An 18,597-nucleotide genomic window follows, 5' to 3' on the forward strand; every position below is an offset into this window, starting at 1 on the left:
GCACGGCCGCCGGACCGCCCGGCCTAGTCCCGGTCCCCGCTGTCGTCCGCGTCCTCTTCGGCCACCGGCGGGTTCTCCCGCAGCAGGGTGTCGATGCGCTCGCCGCGGTCGTAGGAGTCGTCGTAGTGGAAGTGCAGCTCGGGCACGTGGCGCATCCTCACCGCCCGCCCCAGCTCGAAGCGCAGCTGCCCGGCAAGCCCGGCCAGCCCCTTGCGGGCTTCCTTCGCCCGCTCCGGCTGCAGCGCGGTGAAGAACACCTTGGCGTGCGCCAGGTCGCGGCTGATCTCCACGTCCGAGACGCTGACCGACGGCAACCCGTGCTCGCGCACGGCGGCATGCACCAGCGTACCCAGCTCCCTGCGGAGCTGGGCCGAGACGCGGTCGCTGCGGGTGAAGGACTTGGTCACAGGGTCCTCTGCACCTCGATACGCTCGAAGCACTCGATGTGGTCACCGACCTTGACCTGGTCGTAGCCCTTGACGCCGATGCCGCACTCGCTGCCTTCCTTGACCTCGTTGACGTTGTCCTGGAAGCGCCGCAGCGAGTCCAGTTCGCCCTCGAAGATGACGGTGTTGTCGCGCAGCACCCGGACCGGCTTGCCGGCGCGGAACACGCCCTCGACCACGCGCGAACCGGCGATCGAGCCGAACTTGGAGTGGCGGAACACCTGCAGCACCTCGGCGGTGCCGATGATCTCCTCGCGGATCTCCATGCCCAGGATGCCCGAGGCGACCTGCTTCACCTGGTCGATCACGTCATAGATGATCGAGAAGTAGCGCAGGTCCAGGCCGTTGGTCTCGATGACCTTGCGGGCGGTCGCGTCGGCACGGACGTTGAAGCCGATGAGGGTCGCCTTCGAGGTCGAGGCCAGGTTGGCGTCCGACTCGGTGATGCCGCCCACGCCGGCGCGGATCACGTTGATGCGGATGTCGCTGGTCGACAGCGCGGTCAGCGCCTCGCGCAGGGCCTGCACCGAGCCGTGGACATCGCCCTTGACCACCAGGTTGAGGGCCTGCTGGCCGGCGCCTTCGGCCATCTGCGCCATGATGTCCTCCATCCGGTTGCCACCCTGGGCAACCAGCCGGGACTCGCGGCGCCGGGCGTCGCGCTGCTCGGCGACGTCCTTGGCCAGGCGCTCGTCCTCGACCGCGACGAAGTCGTCGCCGGCATCGGGCACGCCCGACAGGCCGAGCACCTGCACCGGGATCGACGGGCCGGCCGATTCCACCTGGGCGCCGGTCTCGTCGAACAGCGCACGCACGCGGCCGTACTGCACGCCGCACACCAGGTAGTCGCCCCGCTTGAGCTCGCCCTGCTGCACCAGCACCGTGGCGACCGGGCCGCGGCCCTTGTCCAGCGCAGACTCGATGACGGTACCGCTGGCGCGGCCCTCGGCGACGGCGGTGAGCTCGAGCACCTCGGCCTGCAGCGAGATCGCATCCAGCAGCGCGTCGAAGTTCGCACCGGTCTTGGCCGAGATCTCGACCATCTGGGTGTCGCCACCGAAGTCCTCGGCCACGACGTCGTGCTCGAGCAGTTCGTTCTTGACCCGCAGCGGATCGGCGTCGGACTTGTCGATCTTGTTGATCGCCACGATCAGCGGCACCTTCGCGGCGCGCGCATGCTGGATCGCCTCGACGGTCTGCGGCTTGACGCCGTCATCGGCGGCGACCACCAGGACCACGATGTCGGTCAGCTGGGCACCGCGCGAACGCATCGAAGAGAACGCCGCGTGGCCCGGGGTGTCCAGGAAGCTGATGATCCCCTTGTCGGTTTCCACGTGGTAGGCGCCGATGTGCTGGGTGATGCCACCGGCCTCGCCCGAAGCCACGCGGGTGCGGCGGATGTAGTCCAGCGTCGAGGTCTTGCCGTGGTCGACGTGGCCCATGATGGTGACCACCGGCGGGCGCGGCACGGCCTCGCCCTGCACGTCCTCCACGTGCGCCAGCAGCGCGTCCTCGGCGTCGTTGCCGGTCGCGGCGACCGGCGTGTGGCCGAGCTCCTCGGTCACCAGCACCGCGGTGTCGTGGTCGATGGACTGGGTGATGGTGGCCATCACGCCCATCTTGAACAGCGCCTTGACCACCTCGCCGCCCTTGAGCGCCATCTGCTGCGCCAGGTCGGCCACGGTGATGGTCTCGCCGATCGCCACCTCGCGCACGATCGGTGCGGTCGGCCGGGTGAACCCGGTACCGGTGCGGCTCTGGTCCGGATGGCGGCGCGACTTGCCGCGGCCACGGGCACCGGCGCCGCTGGAGCGGCGGGCGCGGTCGGACTCGCTCAGGTGCATCTTGCCGGCGAAGCGCTTGCCGCGCGCGTCGCCCTCGCCACCGGGGCGGTCGCGCTGGTTGCGGCCACGCTGGTCCTCGCGCGCACGCGCCGGGGCCGGGGCCGCCGCGACGGCCTCGGGTGCGCTGGCCGCCGGCACCGGGCGGGCGGCGGAGGCCTGGGCAGCCAGCGCCTCCTCGGCCTTGCGGCGCTCGGCCTCCTCGGCTTCCTTCTTCGCCCGCTCGGCCGCCTCGGCGCGCAGGCGGTCGGCCTCTTCCAGCGCCTTCTGCTCGGCGAGGTTGCGCTGGCGCGACTCCTCGAGCTTGCGCAGGATCTCGGCGCGTTCGTCGTTGCCACCGGCACCGGCCGGCGCATCCGGGCCCGGCGGAACCAGGGTGACCTTCTTGCGCACCACCACGTCGACCGTGGAGCGGTTCTTACCGCCGCCGACCGTCAGCTCCTGCTTGCGGTTGCGGCTGAGGGTGATCTTGCGCGGCGCGGCGATCTTCTCGTCGGCCTCCGCGCCCTTGCCGTGGGTGCGCCGCAGGAAGCCGAGCAGCTTGACCTTCTCGGTGCTGGAGACCACCTGGTCGGGGTCGCTGAACTTCATGCCGGCCTCGGCCAGCTGTTCCAGCAACTTCTCGACCGGTGTGTTCACCAGTGCGGCCAGCTTGCGAATGGTGGTTTGCTGCGACATTCGGTTCCCGTTTCCTGAGGCGCCGGCACGGCCGGCGCGGTGAGCGCTAATTCTATCCCTGCGGTTTCATGGGCGCAGTCCCGTGTTCATGAGCGGTGGGCCCCACATGCTCCGGTTACTCGAACCAGTGCTTGCGGGCCTCCATGATCAATGCCGCCGCGCGGGCCTTGTCCACGCCTTCGTAGACGGTCAGCTCGTCGGTGGCCAGGTCGGCCAGGTCGTCGCGGGTGACCACGCCGTTGGCCGCCAGCGCGTAGGCCAGCACCTCGTCCATGCCTTCCATCGACAGCAGCTCGGCGGACGGCTCCTGCGAGGCCAGCTCCTCTTCGGCGGCCAGCGCCTCGTTGAGCAGCGCATCGCGGGCGCGGGCGCGGAGTTCCTCGACGATGTCCTCGTCGAAGCCTTCCACCGCCAGCAGCTCGCCGACCGGCACGTAGGCGATCTCCTCGACGGTGCCGAAGCCCTCGGAGACCAGGATGCCGGCGATTTCCTCGTCGACCTCAAGCTTCTCCTGGAACAGCTCGCGGGCCTGGGTCTGCTCGGCCTCGCTCTTGGCCTGCACCTGCTCGGCGGTCATCACGTTGAGCTGCCAGCCGGTCATGCGGCTGGCCAGGCGCACGTTCTGCCCGCCCTTGCCGATCGCCTGCGCCAGCCGGTCCTCGGCGACCGCCAGGTCCATGGAGTGCTTGTCCTCGTCGACGATGATCGACTGGACCTCGGCCGGCGCCATGGCGTTGATCACGAACTGGGCCGGGTTGTCCGACCACAGCACGATGTCCACGCGTTCGCCATTGAGTTCGTTGGTCACCGCCTGCACCCGCGAGCCGCGCATGCCGATGCAGGCGCCGATCGGGTCGGTGCGGTTGTCGTGGGCCAGCACGGCGATCTTGGCGCGGTCGCCCGGGTCACGGGCGCAGGCCATGATCGACACCAGCCCCTGGCCGACCTCGGGCACCTCGAGCTTGAACAGCTCCATCATGAATTCCGGCGCCGCGCGGCTGATGAACAGCTGCGGGCCGCGCGGCTCGGGGCGCACGTCGTACAGGTAGCCGCGCACGCGGTCGCCGGTGCGCAGCACGTCGCGCGGGATGCCCTTGTCCTTGGTGATGATCGCCTCGGCGTTGCCACCCAGGTCGACATAGATGTTGCCGCGCTCCACGCGCTTGACGATCCCGGTGACCAGCTCGCCGACCCGGTCCTTCCAGGCGTCCACGACCTGCTGGCGCTCGGCCTCGCGCACGCGCTGGACGATCACCTGCTTGGCGGCCTGGGCGGCGATGCGCCCGAACTCCGGGTTTTCGATCTGCTCTTCGATGTAGTCGCCGATTTCGGCGCCCTCGACTTCGTCGAGCGCGTCCATCAGGCGCAGCTGCCGGTCCGGGGATTCCATCTCCCCGTCGTCGGCGATCACCTCCATGCGCCGGAAGGTCTCGTAGCTGCCGTCCTTGCGGTCGATGGAGACGCGCACCAGCACATCCTCGTCGGTGTAGCGCTTCTTGGCGGCGGATGCCAGCGCGGCCTCGATGGCCTCGAAGATCACCGATTCCGGCACGCCCTTCTCGTTTGCGACCGCGTCAACGACCAGCAACAGTTCCTTGCTCATCTCGTTACTCCGCCGAATCCGGCCCGTCGGCCGCCGGCTTGTTGGTGGATTTGTTGTTCGTTCGCCCGGAGCCCTTGCCGGGCTTGCCTGCGGCAAGTCCAAGCGCGGCCCAGTCGGGCACCAGGCGCGCCTTTTCTATGTTGTCGAAGGCCACCGTGAACGGGCTGCCGTCGACCTGGAAGGTGATGTCCCCGCCTTCGACCGCGCCGATCCGCCCGGTGAGCCGCCTGCGTCCGTCCTGCGGCAGGCGCAGCACGACCTTGGCGGTCTCGCCGGTGAAGCGGCGGTAATGGTCGGGGGTGAACAGCGGACGGTCCAGCCCCGGGGACGAGACTTCCAGGGTGTAGTTGCCGCTGATCGGGTCTTCGACGTCGAGCTGGGCCGAGACCTCGCGGCTGACCGCCTCGCAGTCCTCGATGCCTACCGCACGTGGCGCGGCACCGTTGCCGCCCGCCTCACCGGCGGGCACGTCGATATACAGCCGCACCAGCGCCCCGCCGGTGGCCGGCAGGTATTCGATGCCCAACAGCTCGAGCCCGAGCGACCCGACGGTCGGGGCGAGCAGGCTGGCGATCTCGGTGGCCTTGTCTGTCATGCACTCTCCGGAAACGACAAAGGGCCCGACCGGGCCCTTGTCCATACCTCGGATGTAGAGCAGTGCGTGAGCAGAACGCACCACCGGGCCCGGCTGGCTGAAAAAAGAAAGCCTCGCAAGGAGGCTTCCTTTCAGCCGAAGCTGGTAGCGGGGGTAGGATTTGAACCTACGACCTTCGGGTTATGAGCCCGACGAGCTGCCAGACTGCTCCACCCCGCATCAGGCCGCCCATTATATCGACGGCTGAAACTATTGCAACACTTTTTATGCGATGCCTGAAAATGCCCGCTGGCACCACTCCATGATCGGGCTCCACGCCATGCCCAGCACCAGCAGGCCCAGGGCGTTGACGCCGAACACGACGCGCATCGGACGGTGGTCGACCGGCGCCGGCAGCTCGCCGACCGGCTCGTCGAAGTACATGTTCTTGACCACCTTGAGGTAGTAGAACGCGCCCACGACCGCGAACACGATGCCGACGATCGCCAGCCACAGCATGCCGCCCTGGATCGCCGCCTGCAGCACCGCCAGCTTGGCCCAGAAGCCCAGGAACGGCGGCACGCCGGCCAGCGAGACCATCACGCACAGGATCATCCCGGCCATCCAGGGGTTGCGCTGGTTGAGGCCGCGGTAGTCGTCGAGCGCGTCGGCCTCGAAGCCGCGGCTGGACATCATCACGATCGCGCCGAAGCCGGCGGTGGCCATCAGCGCATAGCTGATCGCGTAGAACATCGAGGCCGCGAAGCCGCCCGCCCCGCCACCGGCGAAGCCGATGAACACGAAACCCACGTGGGAGATCGTCGAGTACGCCAGCAGCCGCTTGAAGTTCGACTGCATCAACGCGCCCAGGTTGCCCAGCACCAGCGAGATCACCGCCAGCCACGCCAGCGCCAGCTGCCAGCTGCCGGCCGCCGGCCCGGCGCCGACCTCCAGCAGGCGGTAGGTCATGCCGAAGGTCGCCAGCTTGGGCGCGGAGCCGATGAACAGCGAGATCGCGGTCGGCGCGCCGTGGTAGACGTCCGGCAGCCACATGTGGAACGGCGCGGCACCGAACTTGAAGGCGATGCCGGCGATCACGAACACGATGCCGGTCATCAGCATGGTCGAGGCGCCACCGGCCGCCATCGAGGCCGCGATCTCGTCCAGGTACAGGCTCCCGGTCGCGCCGTAGACCAGCGACAGGCCGTACAGCAACAGGCCGGAGGCCAGCGAACCGAGCACGAAATACTTGATGCCGGCCTCGGAAGCCACCGGGCTGTCGCGGTCGGCCACCACCAGCGCATAGGAGCACAGCGCCAGCATCTCCAGCCCGACGTAGACCATCACCAGGGTGCCGGCCGAGACCAGCAGCATCATGCCGACGGTGGCGAACAGCACCAGCACCGCGACCTCGCCCTGGTACAGGCCGCGGTCGCGCAGGTACGGCCAGATGAAGGTCATCGACAGCACGCCGACCACGCACAGCGCGATCTTCAGCACGTCGGCCACCGTGTCGCGCACGAACATGCCGTGGAAGACCTCGCCGTGCCCGCCCACGCCGGCGGCCAGCAGCACGCCGGCCAGCACCAGCAGCGCGGTGGCCAGCACGTGGGTCACCACCTTGTGCCGCTCGGACAGGAACAGGTCCAGGATCAACAGCGCAAAGGCACCGCCGACCAGTACCAGCTCGGGCAGCAGGGGCAGCAGGTCGGCAGCGGAACGGACAGGTACGGCGATCATCTGGAATCTCGCATTGGTCGGCACGCCCGGGGGCGGTCGCCGGTCTTAGAGCTTGGAGGTGGCGATCTGCATCACCAGGTTGGCGACGGTGGGCTCCATCAGGTCGGTCAGCGGCTTCGGGTACACGCCGACCAGCAGGGTGCCGATGGCGAACAAGCCCAGCACCGCCCATTCGCGCCCGTTGATGTCCCTGAGCCGGGCGACGTTCTCGTTGGCCACCGGCCCCCACAGCACGCGCTTGACCAGGTACAGCGAGTAGCCCGCGCCGATGATCAGGGTCATCGCGGCGAACAGCGCGACCAGCGGGTGCAGCTGGAAGCTGGCGACCACCACCATGAACTCGCCGACGAAGCCCGAGGTGCCCGGCAGGCCCGAGTTGGCCATCGCGAACAGCACGTAGAACAGCGCGAACCAGCGCATCGGCCCGCCGACGCCGCCGTAATCGGAGATGCGCCGGGTGTGCATGCGGTCATACAGCACGCCGATGCAGGTGAACATGGCGCCGGAGATGAAGCCGTGGCTGATCATCTGCACCATCGCGCCCTGCAGGCCCAGCTGCGCGCCGTCGACGTTGCCGTACTCGCGCACCAGGCCGAAGGCGATGAAGATGCCCAGGGTCACGAAGCCCATGTGCGAGACCGAGGAGTACGCCACCAGCTTCTTCATGTCGTCCTGCGCCAGCGCGACCAGGCCGACGTAGACCACCGCCACCAGGCTGAGCAGGATCAGCAGCCAGGCCCACTCGGCGCCGGCGTCCGGGGCGATCGGCAGCGCGAAGCGCAGGAAGCCGTAGCCGCCGATCTTCAGCATGATCGCCGCCAGGATCACCGAGCCGCCGGTCGGCGCCTCCACGTGCGCGTCCGGGAGCCAGGTGTGCACCGGGAACATCGGCACCTTCACCGCGAAGGCGATCACGAACGCGAACAGCAGCCACATCTGCTCGGTGGCCGACAGCTGCAGCTGCACCATGTCGGCGATCTGCCAGCTGCCGCCCTGCATGTACAGGTAGATCAGGCCCAGCAGCATGAACAGCGAGCCCAGGAACGTGTACAGGAAGAACTTGATCGAGGCGTACACCCGGCGCGGTCCGCCCCACACGCCGATGATGATGAACATCGGCACCAGCATGAACTCGAAGAACACGTAGAACAGCATCGCGTCCAGGGCCGCGAACACGCCGATCATCAGCCCTTCCAGGATCAGGAAGCAGGCGTAGTACTGGCTCACCCGCTTGTCCACGCCCCAGGCGCCGATCAGCACCAGCAGCGAGGTCAGCGTGGTCAGGGCGATCAGCGGCACCGAGAAGCCGTCCACGCCCATGTGGTAGCGGATGTCGAAGGCCGGGATCCAGGCCCGGTCCTCGACGAACTGCATCGCCGCGGTGCCGTACTCGAAGCCGGTGAGCAGCGGGATGGTCAGCAGCAGCGTGGCCGCCGCGACGAGGGTGGCGAACCAGCGGGCGGCGTTGTCGCGCGGACCGATGGCGAGGGTCAGCAGGCCACCGAGGATCGGCAGCCAGACAAGCAGGCTCAGCAAGGGCATCGCGCTGTGGAGAGGCTCAGGGGTCACGTCGCGGTCCTGTCAGTTCAAGGTACGGATGAGCACGGCCAGCAGCAGGATCAGGCCGAGGATCATCGCGAAGGCGTAGTGGTAGAGATAGCCGGACTGGGCACGGCGGCTGACGCTGGCGACCAAGTCGACCACCCGGGCCGAACCGTTCACGAACAGCCCGTCGATGATCCAGGTATCGAACCAGCGGAACACCTTGCCCAGCGCGTAGCTGCCACCGGCCAGGCCGTCGATCCACAGGCGGTCGAAGCCGTACTTGTCCTCCAGGATCCGCACCGGCAGGGCGAGCGCATGGCGCGCCTTGCCCGGCAGGTCGGGACGGAACAGGTACAGGAAGGTGGCCAGGGCGAAGCCGGCGAGGGTCAGCCAGAACACCGGCGCCTGGAAGCCGTGCAGCGCATAGGCCACCGGACCGTGCCAGACCTGCGCGCCGACCTGGGCGACGGTGTCGCGGGTGGCGGCCAGGTCAATCGCACCGAGGAAGAACGGCAGCTGCTGCTCCGAGCCGCTCCAGTTGGTGCCGAACAGCATCGGGCCGGCGGTCAGGAAACCGATCACCACCGACGGGATCGCCAGCAGCACCAGCGGCAGGGTCACCACCCACGGCGACTCCTTCGGCTCGTGGTCGTGGTGGCCGTCGTGGCCGTGGGCATCGTCGTGGGCCGGCTCGTGCTTCGTGTGCTGGCCGTGCTCGTCGACGGCCGCGACCGCATGCGACGGCGCGGCGTCACGGAAGCGCTCGCCACCATGGAAGGTCAGGTACAGCAGGCGGAAGCTGTAGAACGCGGTGACGAAGGCACCCAGCAGCACCGCCCAGTGCGCGTACTGCGCGATCCAGCCGCCCTGCTCCGCCGCGTGAGCCGCGGCCTCGACGATGGTGTCCTTGGAATAGAAGCCGCTGAAGAACGGCGTGCCCACCAGCGCCAGGGTGCCGATCACCATGGTGATGTAGGTCACCGGCATGTAGCGTCGCAGGCCGCCCATCTTGCGCATGTCCTGCTCGTGGTGCATGGCGATGATCACCGAGCCCGCGCCCAGGAACAGCAGCGCCTTGAAGAAGGCGTGGGTCATCAGGTGGTACACGGCGGCCGAGTACGCCGACACGCCCAGCGCCACCGTCATGTAGCCCAGCTGCGACAGCGTGGAGTACGCGACCACGCGCTTGATGTCGTTCTGCACGATGCCGATCAGGCCGGTGAAGAACGCCGTGGTGGCACCGATGAACAGCACGAAGGACAGCGCGGTCGGGCTCAGCTCGAACAGCGGCGACATGCGCGCGACCATGAAGATGCCGGCGGTGACCATGGTCGCGGCGTGGATCAGCGCCGAGATCGGGGTCGGGCCCTCCATCGAGTCGGGCAGCCACACGTGCAGCGGAACCTGCGCCGACTTGCCCATGGCACCGATGAACAACAGGATGCAGATCAGCGTCGCCACCGACCATTCATGGCCGGGGATCACCGCGATCGACAGCTCCGCCAGCATCGGCGCATTGGCGAACACGGTGGCGTAGTCCAGCGAGCCGAACACCAGCACGATGCCGGCGATGCCGAGCAGGAAGCCGAAGTCGCCGACCCGGTTGACCAGGAAGGCCTTGAGGTTGGCGAACGCCGCCGAGGGCTTCTTGAACCAGAAGCCGATCAGCAGGTAGGACACCAGGCCCACCGCTTCCCAGCCGAAGAACAGCTGCACGAAGTTGTTGCTCATCACCAGCATGAGCATCGAGAACGTGAACAGCGAGATGTAGCTGAAGAAGCGCTGGTAGCCGTCGTCCTCGCGCATGTAGCCGATGGTGTAGACGTGCACCAGCAGCGCGACGAAGGTCACCACGACCATCATCATCGCCGTCAGCCGGTCGACCATGAAGCCGACGTGCGCCTCGAGCCCGCCCACCTGGAACCAGGTGTAGACGTTCTCGTTGAACGGCGCGGCGCCCTGCCCGACCAGCTGCCACAGCACCCAGCACGACAGCGCGCAGCTGGCCGCCACGCCGAGGATGGTGGCGGTGTGCGCACCGGCGCGGCCGATCCAGCGGCCGGCGAAGCCGGCCAGCAGTGAACCGGCCAGCGGTGCCAGCACGATCGCCAGCAGCACCGACTTGGAAAGCGTGAACTCCATGCCCGGCATCGGATCAACCCTTCATCATGTCGATTTCGGCGACGTTGATCGTGCGCCGGTTGCGGAAAAGCGTGACCAGGATCGCCAGGCCGATGGCGGCCTCGGCGGCGGCGACGGTCAGGATGAAGAACACGAACACCTGGCCGGAGGGATCGCCGAACTGGCGCGAGAACGCGACGAAGTTGATGTTCACCGACAGCAGCATCATCTCGATGCACATCAGCAGCACGATCACGTTCTTGCGGTTGATGAAGATGCCCGCGACCGCGATGCAGAACAGCACCGCGCCCAGCGTCAGCAGGTGGCCCAGGGCGAGCCCGGTGGAGAACAGGTTCATCGGTCGCCTCCCTGGTTGCCGGCAGCCGTGCCGTCGGGGTTGTGGTCACGCAGCGAGCGCGGAGCCGGCGCCGGGGCCTGCGGCTCGGACCGCATGCTCACCATGCGCAGCCGGTCGCCGGGGCGCACGCGCACCTGCTCGGACGGGTTCTGCCTGCGGGTGTTCGGACGCTTGCGCAGGGTCAGCATCACCGCCGCGATCACCGCCACGGTCAGGATCACCGCCGCGGTCTCGAACGGCAGCAGGAACTCGGTGAACAGCGCCATGGCCAGCCACTCGGTGTTGCTGATCGCACCGACGGCCGCCGGATGCGCGGGCAGCGGGCTGTCCATCAGCGCGAAGGCGCCGATCAGCACCAGGATCTCGACCAGCATCACCACCGCGACCACGATGCCCACCGGCAGGTAGCGCACGTAACCCTCGCGGATCGGCGCCAGGTCGACCTCCAGCATCATCACCACGAACAGCAGCAGCACCATGACCGCGCCGACGTAGATGACCACCAGCGCGACCCCGAGGAACTCGGCCCCCGCGATGATCCACACGCAGGCCACCGAGAAGAACGTCAGCACCAGCGACAGCGCGGCGTGCACCGGGTTCTTGAAGCTGATCACCCCGACGGCCGCGGCGACCGCGACCAGGGCGAACACGAGGAATGCAATCGAAGCCAGATCCATGTCGGGTACTCAGCGGTAGGGCGCGTCGGCGGCGCGGCGCTCGGCGATCTCCGCCTCCAGGCGGTCGCCGATGGCCAGCAGCTGCGGCTTGGTGACCACGTTCTGCCCGCGCTGGTCGAAGTGGTATTCGTGGACGTGGGTCTCCACGATCGAGTCGACCGGGCAGGACTCCTCGCAGAACCCGCAGAAGATGCACTTGAACAGGTCGATGTCGTAGCGCGTGGTGCGGCGGGTGCCGTCCTCGCGACGCTCCGAGTCGATGGTGATCGCCAGCGCCGGGCACACTGCCTCGCACAGCTTGCAGGCGATGCAGCGCTCCTCGCCGTTGGGATAGCGGCGCAGTGCGTGGATGCCGCGGAAACGCGGCGACTGCGGCACCTTCTCCATCGGATACATCAGCGTGTACTTGGGCTTGCCCAGGTACTTCAGGGTGAGCCACATGCCCTGCAGCATCTCGATCAGCAGCAGGCTTTTGAAGTAGGAAAAAATCCGGTTCATGTCCCTGTCCTATCGCCCCGCCTCGAACACGCCGAAGTACACCATCAGCGCGGTGACCACCATCCACGCGATGGCCAGCGGCACGAAGACCTTCCAGCCCAGGCGCATGATCTGGTCGTAGCGGTAGCGCGGGAAGGTGGCGCGGAACCACACGAAGCAGCTGGCGAAGAAGAATGCCTTGAGCAGCAGCCACCACCAGCCGTCGACCGACAGCAGCGGGATCCCCCAGCCATGGAACGGGCTCAGCCAGCCGCCGAAGAAGAAGACCGAGACCAGGAAGCTGATCAGGATCATGTTGGCGTACTCGGCCAGGAAGAACAGCGCGAAACCGGCGCCGGAGTACTCCACCAGGTGGCCACCGGTGATCTCCGACTCGCCCTCGACCATGTCGAAGGGCGCGCGGTTGGTCTCGGCCACGCCGGAGACGAAGTAGATCACCGCCAGCGGCAACAGCGGCAGCCAGAACCACTCGAACAGCCCGGCGTTGCCGGCCTGGGCCATGACGATCTCGCTCAGGTTCAGGCTGCCGGCGGCGACCATCACCCCGACCAGCGCGAAGCCCATCGAGATCTCGTACGACACCATCTGCGCCGCGCCACGCATCGCACCCAGCAGCGCGTACTTGGAGTTGGTGGCCCAGCCGGCGAGGATCACCCCGTACACGCCCAGCGAGGTCATCGCCAGCAGGTACAGCAGGCCCGCGTTGGCGTTCGACAGCACCACCTGTGCATCGAACGGGATCACCGCCCAGGCCGCGAACGCCGGCACCATGGCCAGCAGCGGGGCGAGCCTGTACAGGAACTTCGACGAGGCCGCCGGCTGGAACAGCTCCTTGAACAGGAGCTTGAAGACGTCGGCGAAGGTCTGGAGGATGCCCATGCCCACGTGCACGGGCCCGTGGCGCACGTGCATCCAGCCGATCAGCTTGCGCTCCCACAGCACGTAGAAGGCGACCGCCAGGATGACCGGCGTGGCGATCGCCAGGATCTTCAGCACGATCCACAGGGCGGCGCCGGCCGCACCGAAGTCCAGCAGCCAGTCGCGGAACGGGTCAAGCATCATCAAGCCCTCCCGACCTGCAGCCGACCGGCGCGCAGCGGCGCGGTGGCGGCATGTCCGGTTTCAATCCAAACGGTGCCCGGAGCGACGCGCGCGTTGAGCTCGACCGGCAGCGTGGCGGTGCCCGCCGCGGTACCGAAGCGCCCGGTCGCACCGTGCTGCAGGCCCAGCGCGTCCGCGTCGGCCGGGTTGATCACCGCACGCGGTGCCTGGTTCAGCGGATGCGCCTGCAGCGCGGGCGCGCGGCGCACCACCGCGTCGACGCGGTAGATCGCCCCGCTCGCCGCCACCTCCATGCCCTCGCCCGCCGGGGCCGGCGCGCCGGCCACCGGGGTGACCTGCCGCGGAGCGATACCGCCACGCAGGCCAGCCAGGTCGGTGAAGCCGAAGCCTTCGGCCTGCAGCAGGCCGCCCAGTGCACGCAGCACCTTCCAGCCCTCGCGCGCCTGGCGCGGCAGCTTGCCGCCGGCTGCGGTGGACTGCTCGCGGCCGTCCAGGTTGGTCAGCGTGGCGTCGATCTCCGGCAGCAGCCCGATCGGCAGGATCACGTCGGCGACCGCGCGGGTCGACTCGCAGGCGAAATGGCTGAAGGCCACGACCTGGGCGCCGTCCAGTGCCTTCATGGCGATGGCGGTATCGACGAAATCCAGGCCCGGCTCGATGCCGTAAAGGATGTAGGCGCCGCGCTGCTCGGCGAGCATGCCGCGGGCATCGCGGCCGCTCGGCAGCACGCCCAGGTTGGCCAGGCCAACGGCGTTGGCACCCTGCGGGATGCGGCACAGGGCCGCGCCGGTGGCGGCGGCGAAGTCGCGCGCGGCCGCGCGGATCGCGGAGGCATGCGCCCCGTTCTCGGCCAGCGCGCCGACGATCACCACTGCACGGGACCTGCCCTGCAGCGCCTCGCGCAGTTCGTTGCCGGCCAGCGTGGCGGCGATCCGCGACGGGGCGACGATGTGCTTGCCGGCCAGGTCGAAGGTCTGGTCGAAGTCGACCGGGTTGACCACGTGCACCTTGGCACCGTCGCGCCAGGCCTTGCGCACGCGGGCATTCACCAGCGGCAGTTCGTGGCGCAGGTTGGTCCCCACCAGCACGATGGCGTCGGCCTTCTCGATGTCGGCCACCGCCATGCCGGACGGCTCGGCAACCGCCGAATCGGTCAGGTCGAGCTGGCCGATGCGGTGGTCGAGGTTGCCGGTGCCCAGGGCGCGGGCCAGGCGTGCCAGCAGCTCGCCTTCCTCGTTGGAGGTCGCCGGGTGCACCAGCACGCCGAGCTGGTCGGCGCCGTTGGCGCGCAGGATGTCCGCCGCACGGCCGAGGGCCTCTTCCCAGCTGGCCTCGCGCCATTGGCCGTTCTCGCGCACCTCCGGCACCCCGGCACGGTCGGCGGCATACAGGCCCAGGTGCGAGTAGCGGTCACGGTCGGACAGCCAGCATTCGTTGACGTCGTCGTTGTCGCGCGGGACGGTGCGCATCACCTCGCCCCGGCGCACGTGCAGGAACAGGTTGCTGCCCAGCGCATCGTGGTAGCCCAGCGACGGCCGCGCCAGCATCTCCCAGGCGCGGGCACGGAACTGGAACGGCTTGTTGGTCAGCGCGCCGACCGGGCAGACGTCGATGACGTTGCCCGACAGCTCGGTCATCAGCGGCTTGCCGTCCCAGGTGCCGATCGCCATGCGGTCGCCACGGTACATGCCGCCCAGCTCGTAGGTGCCGGCGATCTCGCCGGCGACCCGGATGCAGCGCGTGCAGTGGATGCAGCGGGTCATCTCGGTGGCGACCAGCGGCCCGATGTCCTCGTCGGGCACCACGCGCTTGCGCTCGACGAAGCGGCTCACCGAGCGGCCGTAGCCCAGCGACAGGTCCTGCAGCTCGCACTCGCCGCCCTGGTCGCAGACCGGGCAATCGAGCGGGTGGTTGATGAGCAGGAACTCCATCACGTTGCGCTGCGCGCCCAGCGCCTTCTCGCTGCGGGTGCGCACCTTCATGCCGTCCATGACCGGGGTCGCGCAGGCCGGCGCCGGCTTGCCCATCTTGTCCACGTCGACCAGGCACATGCGGCAGTTGGCCGCGATGCTCAGCTTGTCGTGGTAGCAGAAGCGCGGGACCGGGATTCCGGCCTTGTCGGCGGCGTGGATGATCATCGAGCCCTTGGGCGCGAACATCTCGACGCCGTCGATCTCGATGGTGACGTGGTCCGGGGGCACGTTGGGGTTGGTCGGCTGCGCGCTCATGCGACCACCTTCGCGGCCACGGTCCCGGCACGCTGGTCATCGACCAGGAAGCGCTTGTTCACGATCGCGTACTCGAATTCATCCCAGTAGTGGCGCAGGAAGCCCTGGATCGGCCAGGCGGCCGCCTCGCCGAAGGCGCAGATGGTGTGGCCCTCGATCTGCCCGGCCGCGGTACGCAGCATCTCCAGGTCGGCCACGGTGGCCTTCATCTCGACCACGCGGTTGACCATGCGGTGCATCCAGCCGGTGCCTTCGCGGCACGGAGTGCACTGGCCGCAGCTCTCGGCGTGGTAGAAGCGGGCGATGCGCTGGCAGGCGCGGACCATGCAGGCGTGCTCGTCCATGACGATCACCGCGCCCGAGCCCAGGCCGGAGCCGGCCTTCTGCAGCGCGTCGTAGTCCATGGTCAGGCCCATCATGGTGTCGGCCGGGAGCACCGGCATCGACGAGCCACCCGGGATCACCGCCTTGAGGCGGTTGCCGTTGCGCACGCCGCCGGCCAGTTCCAGCAGCTCGGCGAACGGGGTACCCAGGCGGATCTCGTAGTTGCCCGGCCGGTTCACGTGGCCGGACACCGCGAACACCTTGGCGCCGCCGTTGTTGGGCTTGCCCAGGTTGAGGAACCACTCCGGGCCGTTGCGGATGATCGCCGGCACCGAGGCGTAGGTCTCGGTGTTGTTGATGGTGGTCGGCTTGCCGTAGAGGCCGAAGTTGGCCGGGAACGGCGGCTTGAAGCGCGGCTGGCCCTTCTTGCCCTCCAGCGACTCCATCAGCGCGGTTTCCTCGCCGCAGATGTAGGCACCGGCGCCCAGCGCGTTGTGGATGTCGACGTCGATCCCGCTGCCGAGGATGTCCTTGCCCAGCCAGCCGTTGTCGTAGGCCTCCTTCAGCGCCTGCTCGATGCGCTCGAAGGGCTCGTGGTGGAACTCGCCGCGCAGGTAGTTGTAGGCCACGGTGGAACCGGTGGCATAGCAGGCGATCGCCATGCCCTCGATCACCGCGTGCGGGTTGTAGCGCAGGATGTCGCGGTCCTTGCAGGTGCCCGGCTCGGACTCGTCGGAGTTGCACAGGATGTACTTCTGCACGTCCCCGCCCTTGGGCATGAAGCTCCACTTCAGGCCGGTCGGGAAGCCTGCGCCGCCACGGCCGCGCAGGCCGGACTGCTTGACCATCTCGATGACGTCGGCCGGCGCGATCTTCTCGGCGAGGATCCTGCGCCAGGCGCTGTAGCCGCCGGTCTTGAGGTAGTTGTCGTACGACCACGGCATGTCGAAATGCAGGGTCGTGTAGACGACGTTGTGCTCCTGCGGGGCCGGGCCCACCGGGCCGGTCGCCTGGGAGTAGTCGCGATGCGCCATGAACTGATTCACTCCAGCCCGTCGAGCAGCTCGTCGACCTTCGCCAGGTCGAGCCGCTCGTGGTAATGACCGTTGATGATGGCCACCGGGCCGCCGGTGCAGGCGGCCACGCACTCTTCTTCCAGCTTCAGGTAGACGCGGCCGTCCGCGGTGGACTCGCCGCGCCTGCAGCCCAGCTTCTTCTCGGCATGGGCGACCAGTTCGTCGGCGCCGTTGAGCCAGCAGCTGATGTTGGTGCAGAAGGCCACGTTGTGCCGGCCCACCGGGCTGGTCTGGAACATCGAATAGAAGCTGGCGACCTCGAAGGCCCAGACCTTCGGGATCTCCAGGTACTTCGCCACGGCAACGGTGAGCTCGTCGCTGAGCCAGCCGCCGTTCTGCTCCTGGGCCTTGAACAGGGCCTGGATCACCGCCGAGCGCTTGCGCTCGGGCGGGAACTTGGAAACCCAGTGGTCGATGTAGGCGCGCGTCTCGTCCGACAGCAGCGCGATCGGGTCGACGTCCTGGGTGGCTTCGTAGCTTCCGGTGGGTTTCATTCAGTCAGTTCCTCGCGACCGCCTCAGCGGTCCACCTCGCCGAAGACGAGGTCGTAGGTGCCGATCATGGCCACGGCATCGGCCAGCATGTAGCCGCGGATCACCGCGTCCATCGAGGACAGGTGGGCGAAGCCGGGGGCCCGCAACTTGACCCGGAACGGCTTGTTCGCGCCGTCGGAGACCAGGTAGCAGCCGAACTCGCCCTTGGGTGCCTCGATCGCGGCATAGGTCTCGCCGGCCGGCACGCAGTAGCTCTCGGTGAAGTGCTTGAAATGGTGGATCAGGCCCTCCATGGACTCCTTCATTTCCTCGCGGCTGGGCGGGCGGACCTTGTAGTTGTCCACCATCACCGGGCCGGGATTGGCGCGCAGCCAGGCCACGCACTGCTTGATGATGCGTGCCGACTGGCGCATCTCGGCCATGCGCACCAGGTAGCGGTCATAGCAGTCGCCGCCACTGGACACCGGCACGTCGAAATCCACCTCGGCGTACTTCGCGTAGGGCTGCTTCTTGCGCAGGTCCCACTCGATGCCCGAGCCGCGCAGCATCACCCCGGTCATGCCCCACTGGCGGGCCAGCTCCGGGCTGACCACGCCGACGCCGACGGTGCGCTGCTTCCAGATGCGGTTGTCGGTGAGCAGGGTTTCGTACTCGTCGACCCGGCCGGGGAAGTCGTCGGCGAACGCATCGAGGAAGTCCAGCAGCGAACCTTCGCGCCACTCGTTGAACTTCTTGAGCTTGCCGCCCTTGCGCCACGGGGACTCCTTGTAGCGCGGCATGCGGTCGGGCAGGTCGCGGTACACGCCACCGGGACGGTAGTAGGTCGCGTGCATGCGCGCGCCCGACACCGCCTCGTAGACGTCCATCAGCTCCTCGCGCTCGCGGAACGCGTAGAGCATCACCGCCATCGCGCCCAGGTCCAGGCCGTTGGAGCCCAGCCACATCAGGTGGTTCAGTATCCGGGTGACCTCGTCGAACAGGGTCCGGATCCACTGCGCGCGCTCGGGTGCCTGGATGCCCAGCAGGTTCTCGATGGCCAGCACGTAGGCGTGCTCGTTGCACATCATCGACACGTAGTCGAGCCGGTCCATGTAGCCGATCGACTGGTTGAACGGCTTGGACTCGGCCAGCTTCTCGGTGCCGCGGTGGAGCAGGCCCACGTGCGGATCGGCGCGCTGCACGACCTCGCCGTCCATCTCCAGGATCAGCCGGAGCACGCCGTGCGCGGACGGGTGCTGCGGGCCGAAGTTCATCGTGTAGTTGCGGATCTCCGGCGCCGGCTCGGCGGCCGGGCGCAGGTCCATGCCGGGGCGCATGTCGTGCATCGCGGTA

At 68.3% G+C, this 18,597-nt stretch carries 15 protein-coding genes and 1 tRNA gene; all 16 read right to left on the bottom strand.

Annotated features, from left to right (window positions below; translation table 11 throughout):
- Positions 1 to 23: 23 nt before the first annotated feature.
- The gene (gene rbfA / locus LY625_RS02930) at positions 24 to 407 is read right to left on the bottom strand and encodes a 30S ribosome-binding factor RbfA (protein WP_233737487.1); all 384 of its coding nucleotides are present in this window, start codon (positions 405 to 407) and stop codon (positions 24 to 26) included.
- A complete protein-coding gene (gene infB, locus LY625_RS02935) occupies positions 404 to 2,965 on the bottom strand; it encodes a translation initiation factor IF-2 (protein ID WP_233737488.1) in 2,562 nt (853 codons plus the stop codon). Before infB ends, rbfA begins: the two co-directional genes overlap by 4 nt.
- A gap of 115 nt (positions 2,966 to 3,080) precedes the next feature.
- Complete coding sequence (gene nusA, locus LY625_RS02940; RefSeq protein WP_233737489.1) at positions 3,081 to 4,568, bottom strand: transcription termination factor NusA; 1,488 nt, start codon at positions 4,566 to 4,568, stop codon at positions 3,081 to 3,083.
- Between the two features lie 4 nt (positions 4,569 to 4,572).
- Positions 4,573 to 5,163: a ribosome maturation factor RimP gene (rimP, locus tag LY625_RS02945; RefSeq protein ID WP_233737490.1), complete on the bottom strand. Its 591-nt coding sequence runs from the start codon at positions 5,161 to 5,163 to the stop codon at positions 4,573 to 4,575.
- Positions 5,164 to 5,305: 142 nt separating this feature from the next.
- Positions 5,306 to 5,382: transfer RNA gene (locus LY625_RS02950), tRNA-Met, on the bottom strand.
- A gap of 45 nt (positions 5,383 to 5,427) precedes the next feature.
- Positions 5,428 to 6,882 (bottom strand): NADH-quinone oxidoreductase subunit NuoN, encoded by a 1,455-nt coding sequence (gene nuoN, locus LY625_RS02955; RefSeq protein WP_233737491.1) that lies wholly within the window; start codon positions 6,880 to 6,882, stop codon positions 5,428 to 5,430.
- Positions 6,883 to 6,927: 45 nt separating this feature from the next.
- Positions 6,928 to 8,424, bottom strand: coding sequence for an NADH-quinone oxidoreductase subunit M (locus LY625_RS02960; protein ID WP_233737576.1), 1,497 nt, complete (start codon positions 8,422 to 8,424; stop codon positions 6,928 to 6,930).
- A gap of 39 nt (positions 8,425 to 8,463) precedes the next feature.
- Positions 8,464 to 10,569 (bottom strand): NADH-quinone oxidoreductase subunit L, encoded by a 2,106-nt coding sequence (nuoL, locus tag LY625_RS02965; protein WP_233737492.1) that lies wholly within the window; start codon positions 10,567 to 10,569, stop codon positions 8,464 to 8,466.
- A 13-nt stretch (positions 10,570 to 10,582) separates the two neighbouring features.
- On the bottom strand, positions 10,583 to 10,906 hold the full coding sequence (gene nuoK / locus LY625_RS02970) for an NADH-quinone oxidoreductase subunit NuoK (RefSeq protein ID WP_233737493.1): 324 nt from the start codon (positions 10,904 to 10,906) through the stop codon (positions 10,583 to 10,585).
- The gene (locus LY625_RS02975) at positions 10,903 to 11,583 is read right to left on the bottom strand and encodes an NADH-quinone oxidoreductase subunit J (RefSeq protein ID WP_233737494.1); all 681 of its coding nucleotides are present in this window, start codon (positions 11,581 to 11,583) and stop codon (positions 10,903 to 10,905) included. The genes nuoK and LY625_RS02975 overlap by 4 nt, the downstream gene beginning before the upstream one ends.
- A gap of 9 nt (positions 11,584 to 11,592) precedes the next feature.
- Positions 11,593 to 12,081: an NADH-quinone oxidoreductase subunit NuoI gene (nuoI, locus tag LY625_RS02980; protein ID WP_233737495.1), complete on the bottom strand. Its 489-nt coding sequence runs from the start codon at positions 12,079 to 12,081 to the stop codon at positions 11,593 to 11,595.
- A gap of 9 nt (positions 12,082 to 12,090) precedes the next feature.
- A complete protein-coding gene (gene nuoH, locus LY625_RS02985) occupies positions 12,091 to 13,143 on the bottom strand; it encodes an NADH-quinone oxidoreductase subunit NuoH (RefSeq protein ID WP_233737496.1) in 1,053 nt (350 codons plus the stop codon).
- Positions 13,143 to 15,371 (bottom strand): NADH-quinone oxidoreductase subunit NuoG, encoded by a 2,229-nt coding sequence (gene nuoG, locus LY625_RS02990; protein ID WP_233737497.1) that lies wholly within the window; start codon positions 15,369 to 15,371, stop codon positions 13,143 to 13,145. The genes nuoH and nuoG overlap by 1 nt, the downstream gene beginning before the upstream one ends.
- Positions 15,368 to 16,729, bottom strand: a complete 1,362-nt coding sequence (nuoF, locus tag LY625_RS02995; RefSeq protein ID WP_233737498.1) for an NADH-quinone oxidoreductase subunit NuoF — start codon at positions 16,727 to 16,729, stop codon at positions 15,368 to 15,370. Before nuoF ends, nuoG begins: the two co-directional genes overlap by 4 nt.
- Before the next feature lie 8 nt (positions 16,730 to 16,737).
- A complete protein-coding gene (gene nuoE, locus LY625_RS03000) occupies positions 16,738 to 17,265 on the bottom strand; it encodes an NADH-quinone oxidoreductase subunit NuoE (protein WP_233737499.1) in 528 nt (175 codons plus the stop codon).
- A 23-nt stretch (positions 17,266 to 17,288) separates the two neighbouring features.
- Positions 17,289 to 18,590, bottom strand: coding sequence for an NADH-quinone oxidoreductase subunit D (locus tag LY625_RS03005; protein ID WP_233737577.1), 1,302 nt, complete (start codon positions 18,588 to 18,590; stop codon positions 17,289 to 17,291).
- Positions 18,591 to 18,597: the final 7 nt, after the last annotated feature.

It is taken from the genome of Lysobacter sp. GX 14042 (genome assembly GCF_021390425.1).
Lineage (GTDB): Bacteria > Pseudomonadota > Gammaproteobacteria > Xanthomonadales > Xanthomonadaceae > Novilysobacter.

What these genes read in the sequence shown, in the direction of transcription:
- infB (WP_233737488.1), bottom strand. Translation starts at nt 2,965, where the DNA reads ATGTCGCAGCAAACCACCATTCGCAAGCTGGCCGCACTGGTGAACACA.
- nusA (WP_233737489.1), bottom strand. Translation starts at nt 4,568, where the DNA reads ATGAGCAAGGAACTGTTGCTGGTCGTTGACGCGGTCGCAAACGAGAAG.
- rimP (WP_233737490.1), bottom strand. Translation starts at nt 5,163, where the DNA reads ATGACAGACAAGGCCACCGAGATCGCCAGCCTGCTCGCCCCGACCGTC.
- nuoN (WP_233737491.1), bottom strand. Translation starts at nt 6,882, where the DNA reads ATGATCGCCGTACCTGTCCGTTCCGCTGCCGACCTGCTGCCCCTGCTG.
- LY625_RS02960 (WP_233737576.1), bottom strand. Translation starts at nt 8,424, where the DNA reads ATGCCCTTGCTGAGCCTGCTTGTCTGGCTGCCGATCCTCGGTGGCCTG.
- nuoL (WP_233737492.1), bottom strand. Translation starts at nt 10,569, where the DNA reads ATGGAGTTCACGCTTTCCAAGTCGGTGCTGCTGGCGATCGTGCTGGCA.
- nuoK (WP_233737493.1), bottom strand. Translation starts at nt 10,906, where the DNA reads ATGAACCTGTTCTCCACCGGGCTCGCCCTGGGCCACCTGCTGACGCTG.
- LY625_RS02975 (WP_233737494.1), bottom strand. Translation starts at nt 11,583, where the DNA reads ATGGATCTGGCTTCGATTGCATTCCTCGTGTTCGCCCTGGTCGCGGTC.
- nuoI (WP_233737495.1), bottom strand. Translation starts at nt 12,081, where the DNA reads ATGAACCGGATTTTTTCCTACTTCAAAAGCCTGCTGCTGATCGAGATG.
- nuoH (WP_233737496.1), bottom strand. Translation starts at nt 13,143, where the DNA reads ATGATGCTTGACCCGTTCCGCGACTGGCTGCTGGACTTCGGTGCGGCC.
- nuoG (WP_233737497.1), bottom strand. Translation starts at nt 15,371, where the DNA reads ATGAGCGCGCAGCCGACCAACCCCAACGTGCCCCCGGACCACGTCACC.
- nuoF (WP_233737498.1), bottom strand. Translation starts at nt 16,729, where the DNA reads ATGGCGCATCGCGACTACTCCCAGGCGACCGGCCCGGTGGGCCCGGCC.
- nuoE (WP_233737499.1), bottom strand. Translation starts at nt 17,265, where the DNA reads ATGAAACCCACCGGAAGCTACGAAGCCACCCAGGACGTCGACCCGATC.
- LY625_RS03005 (WP_233737577.1), bottom strand. Translation starts at nt 18,590, where the DNA reads ATGCACGACATGCGCCCCGGCATGGACCTGCGCCCGGCCGCCGAGCCG.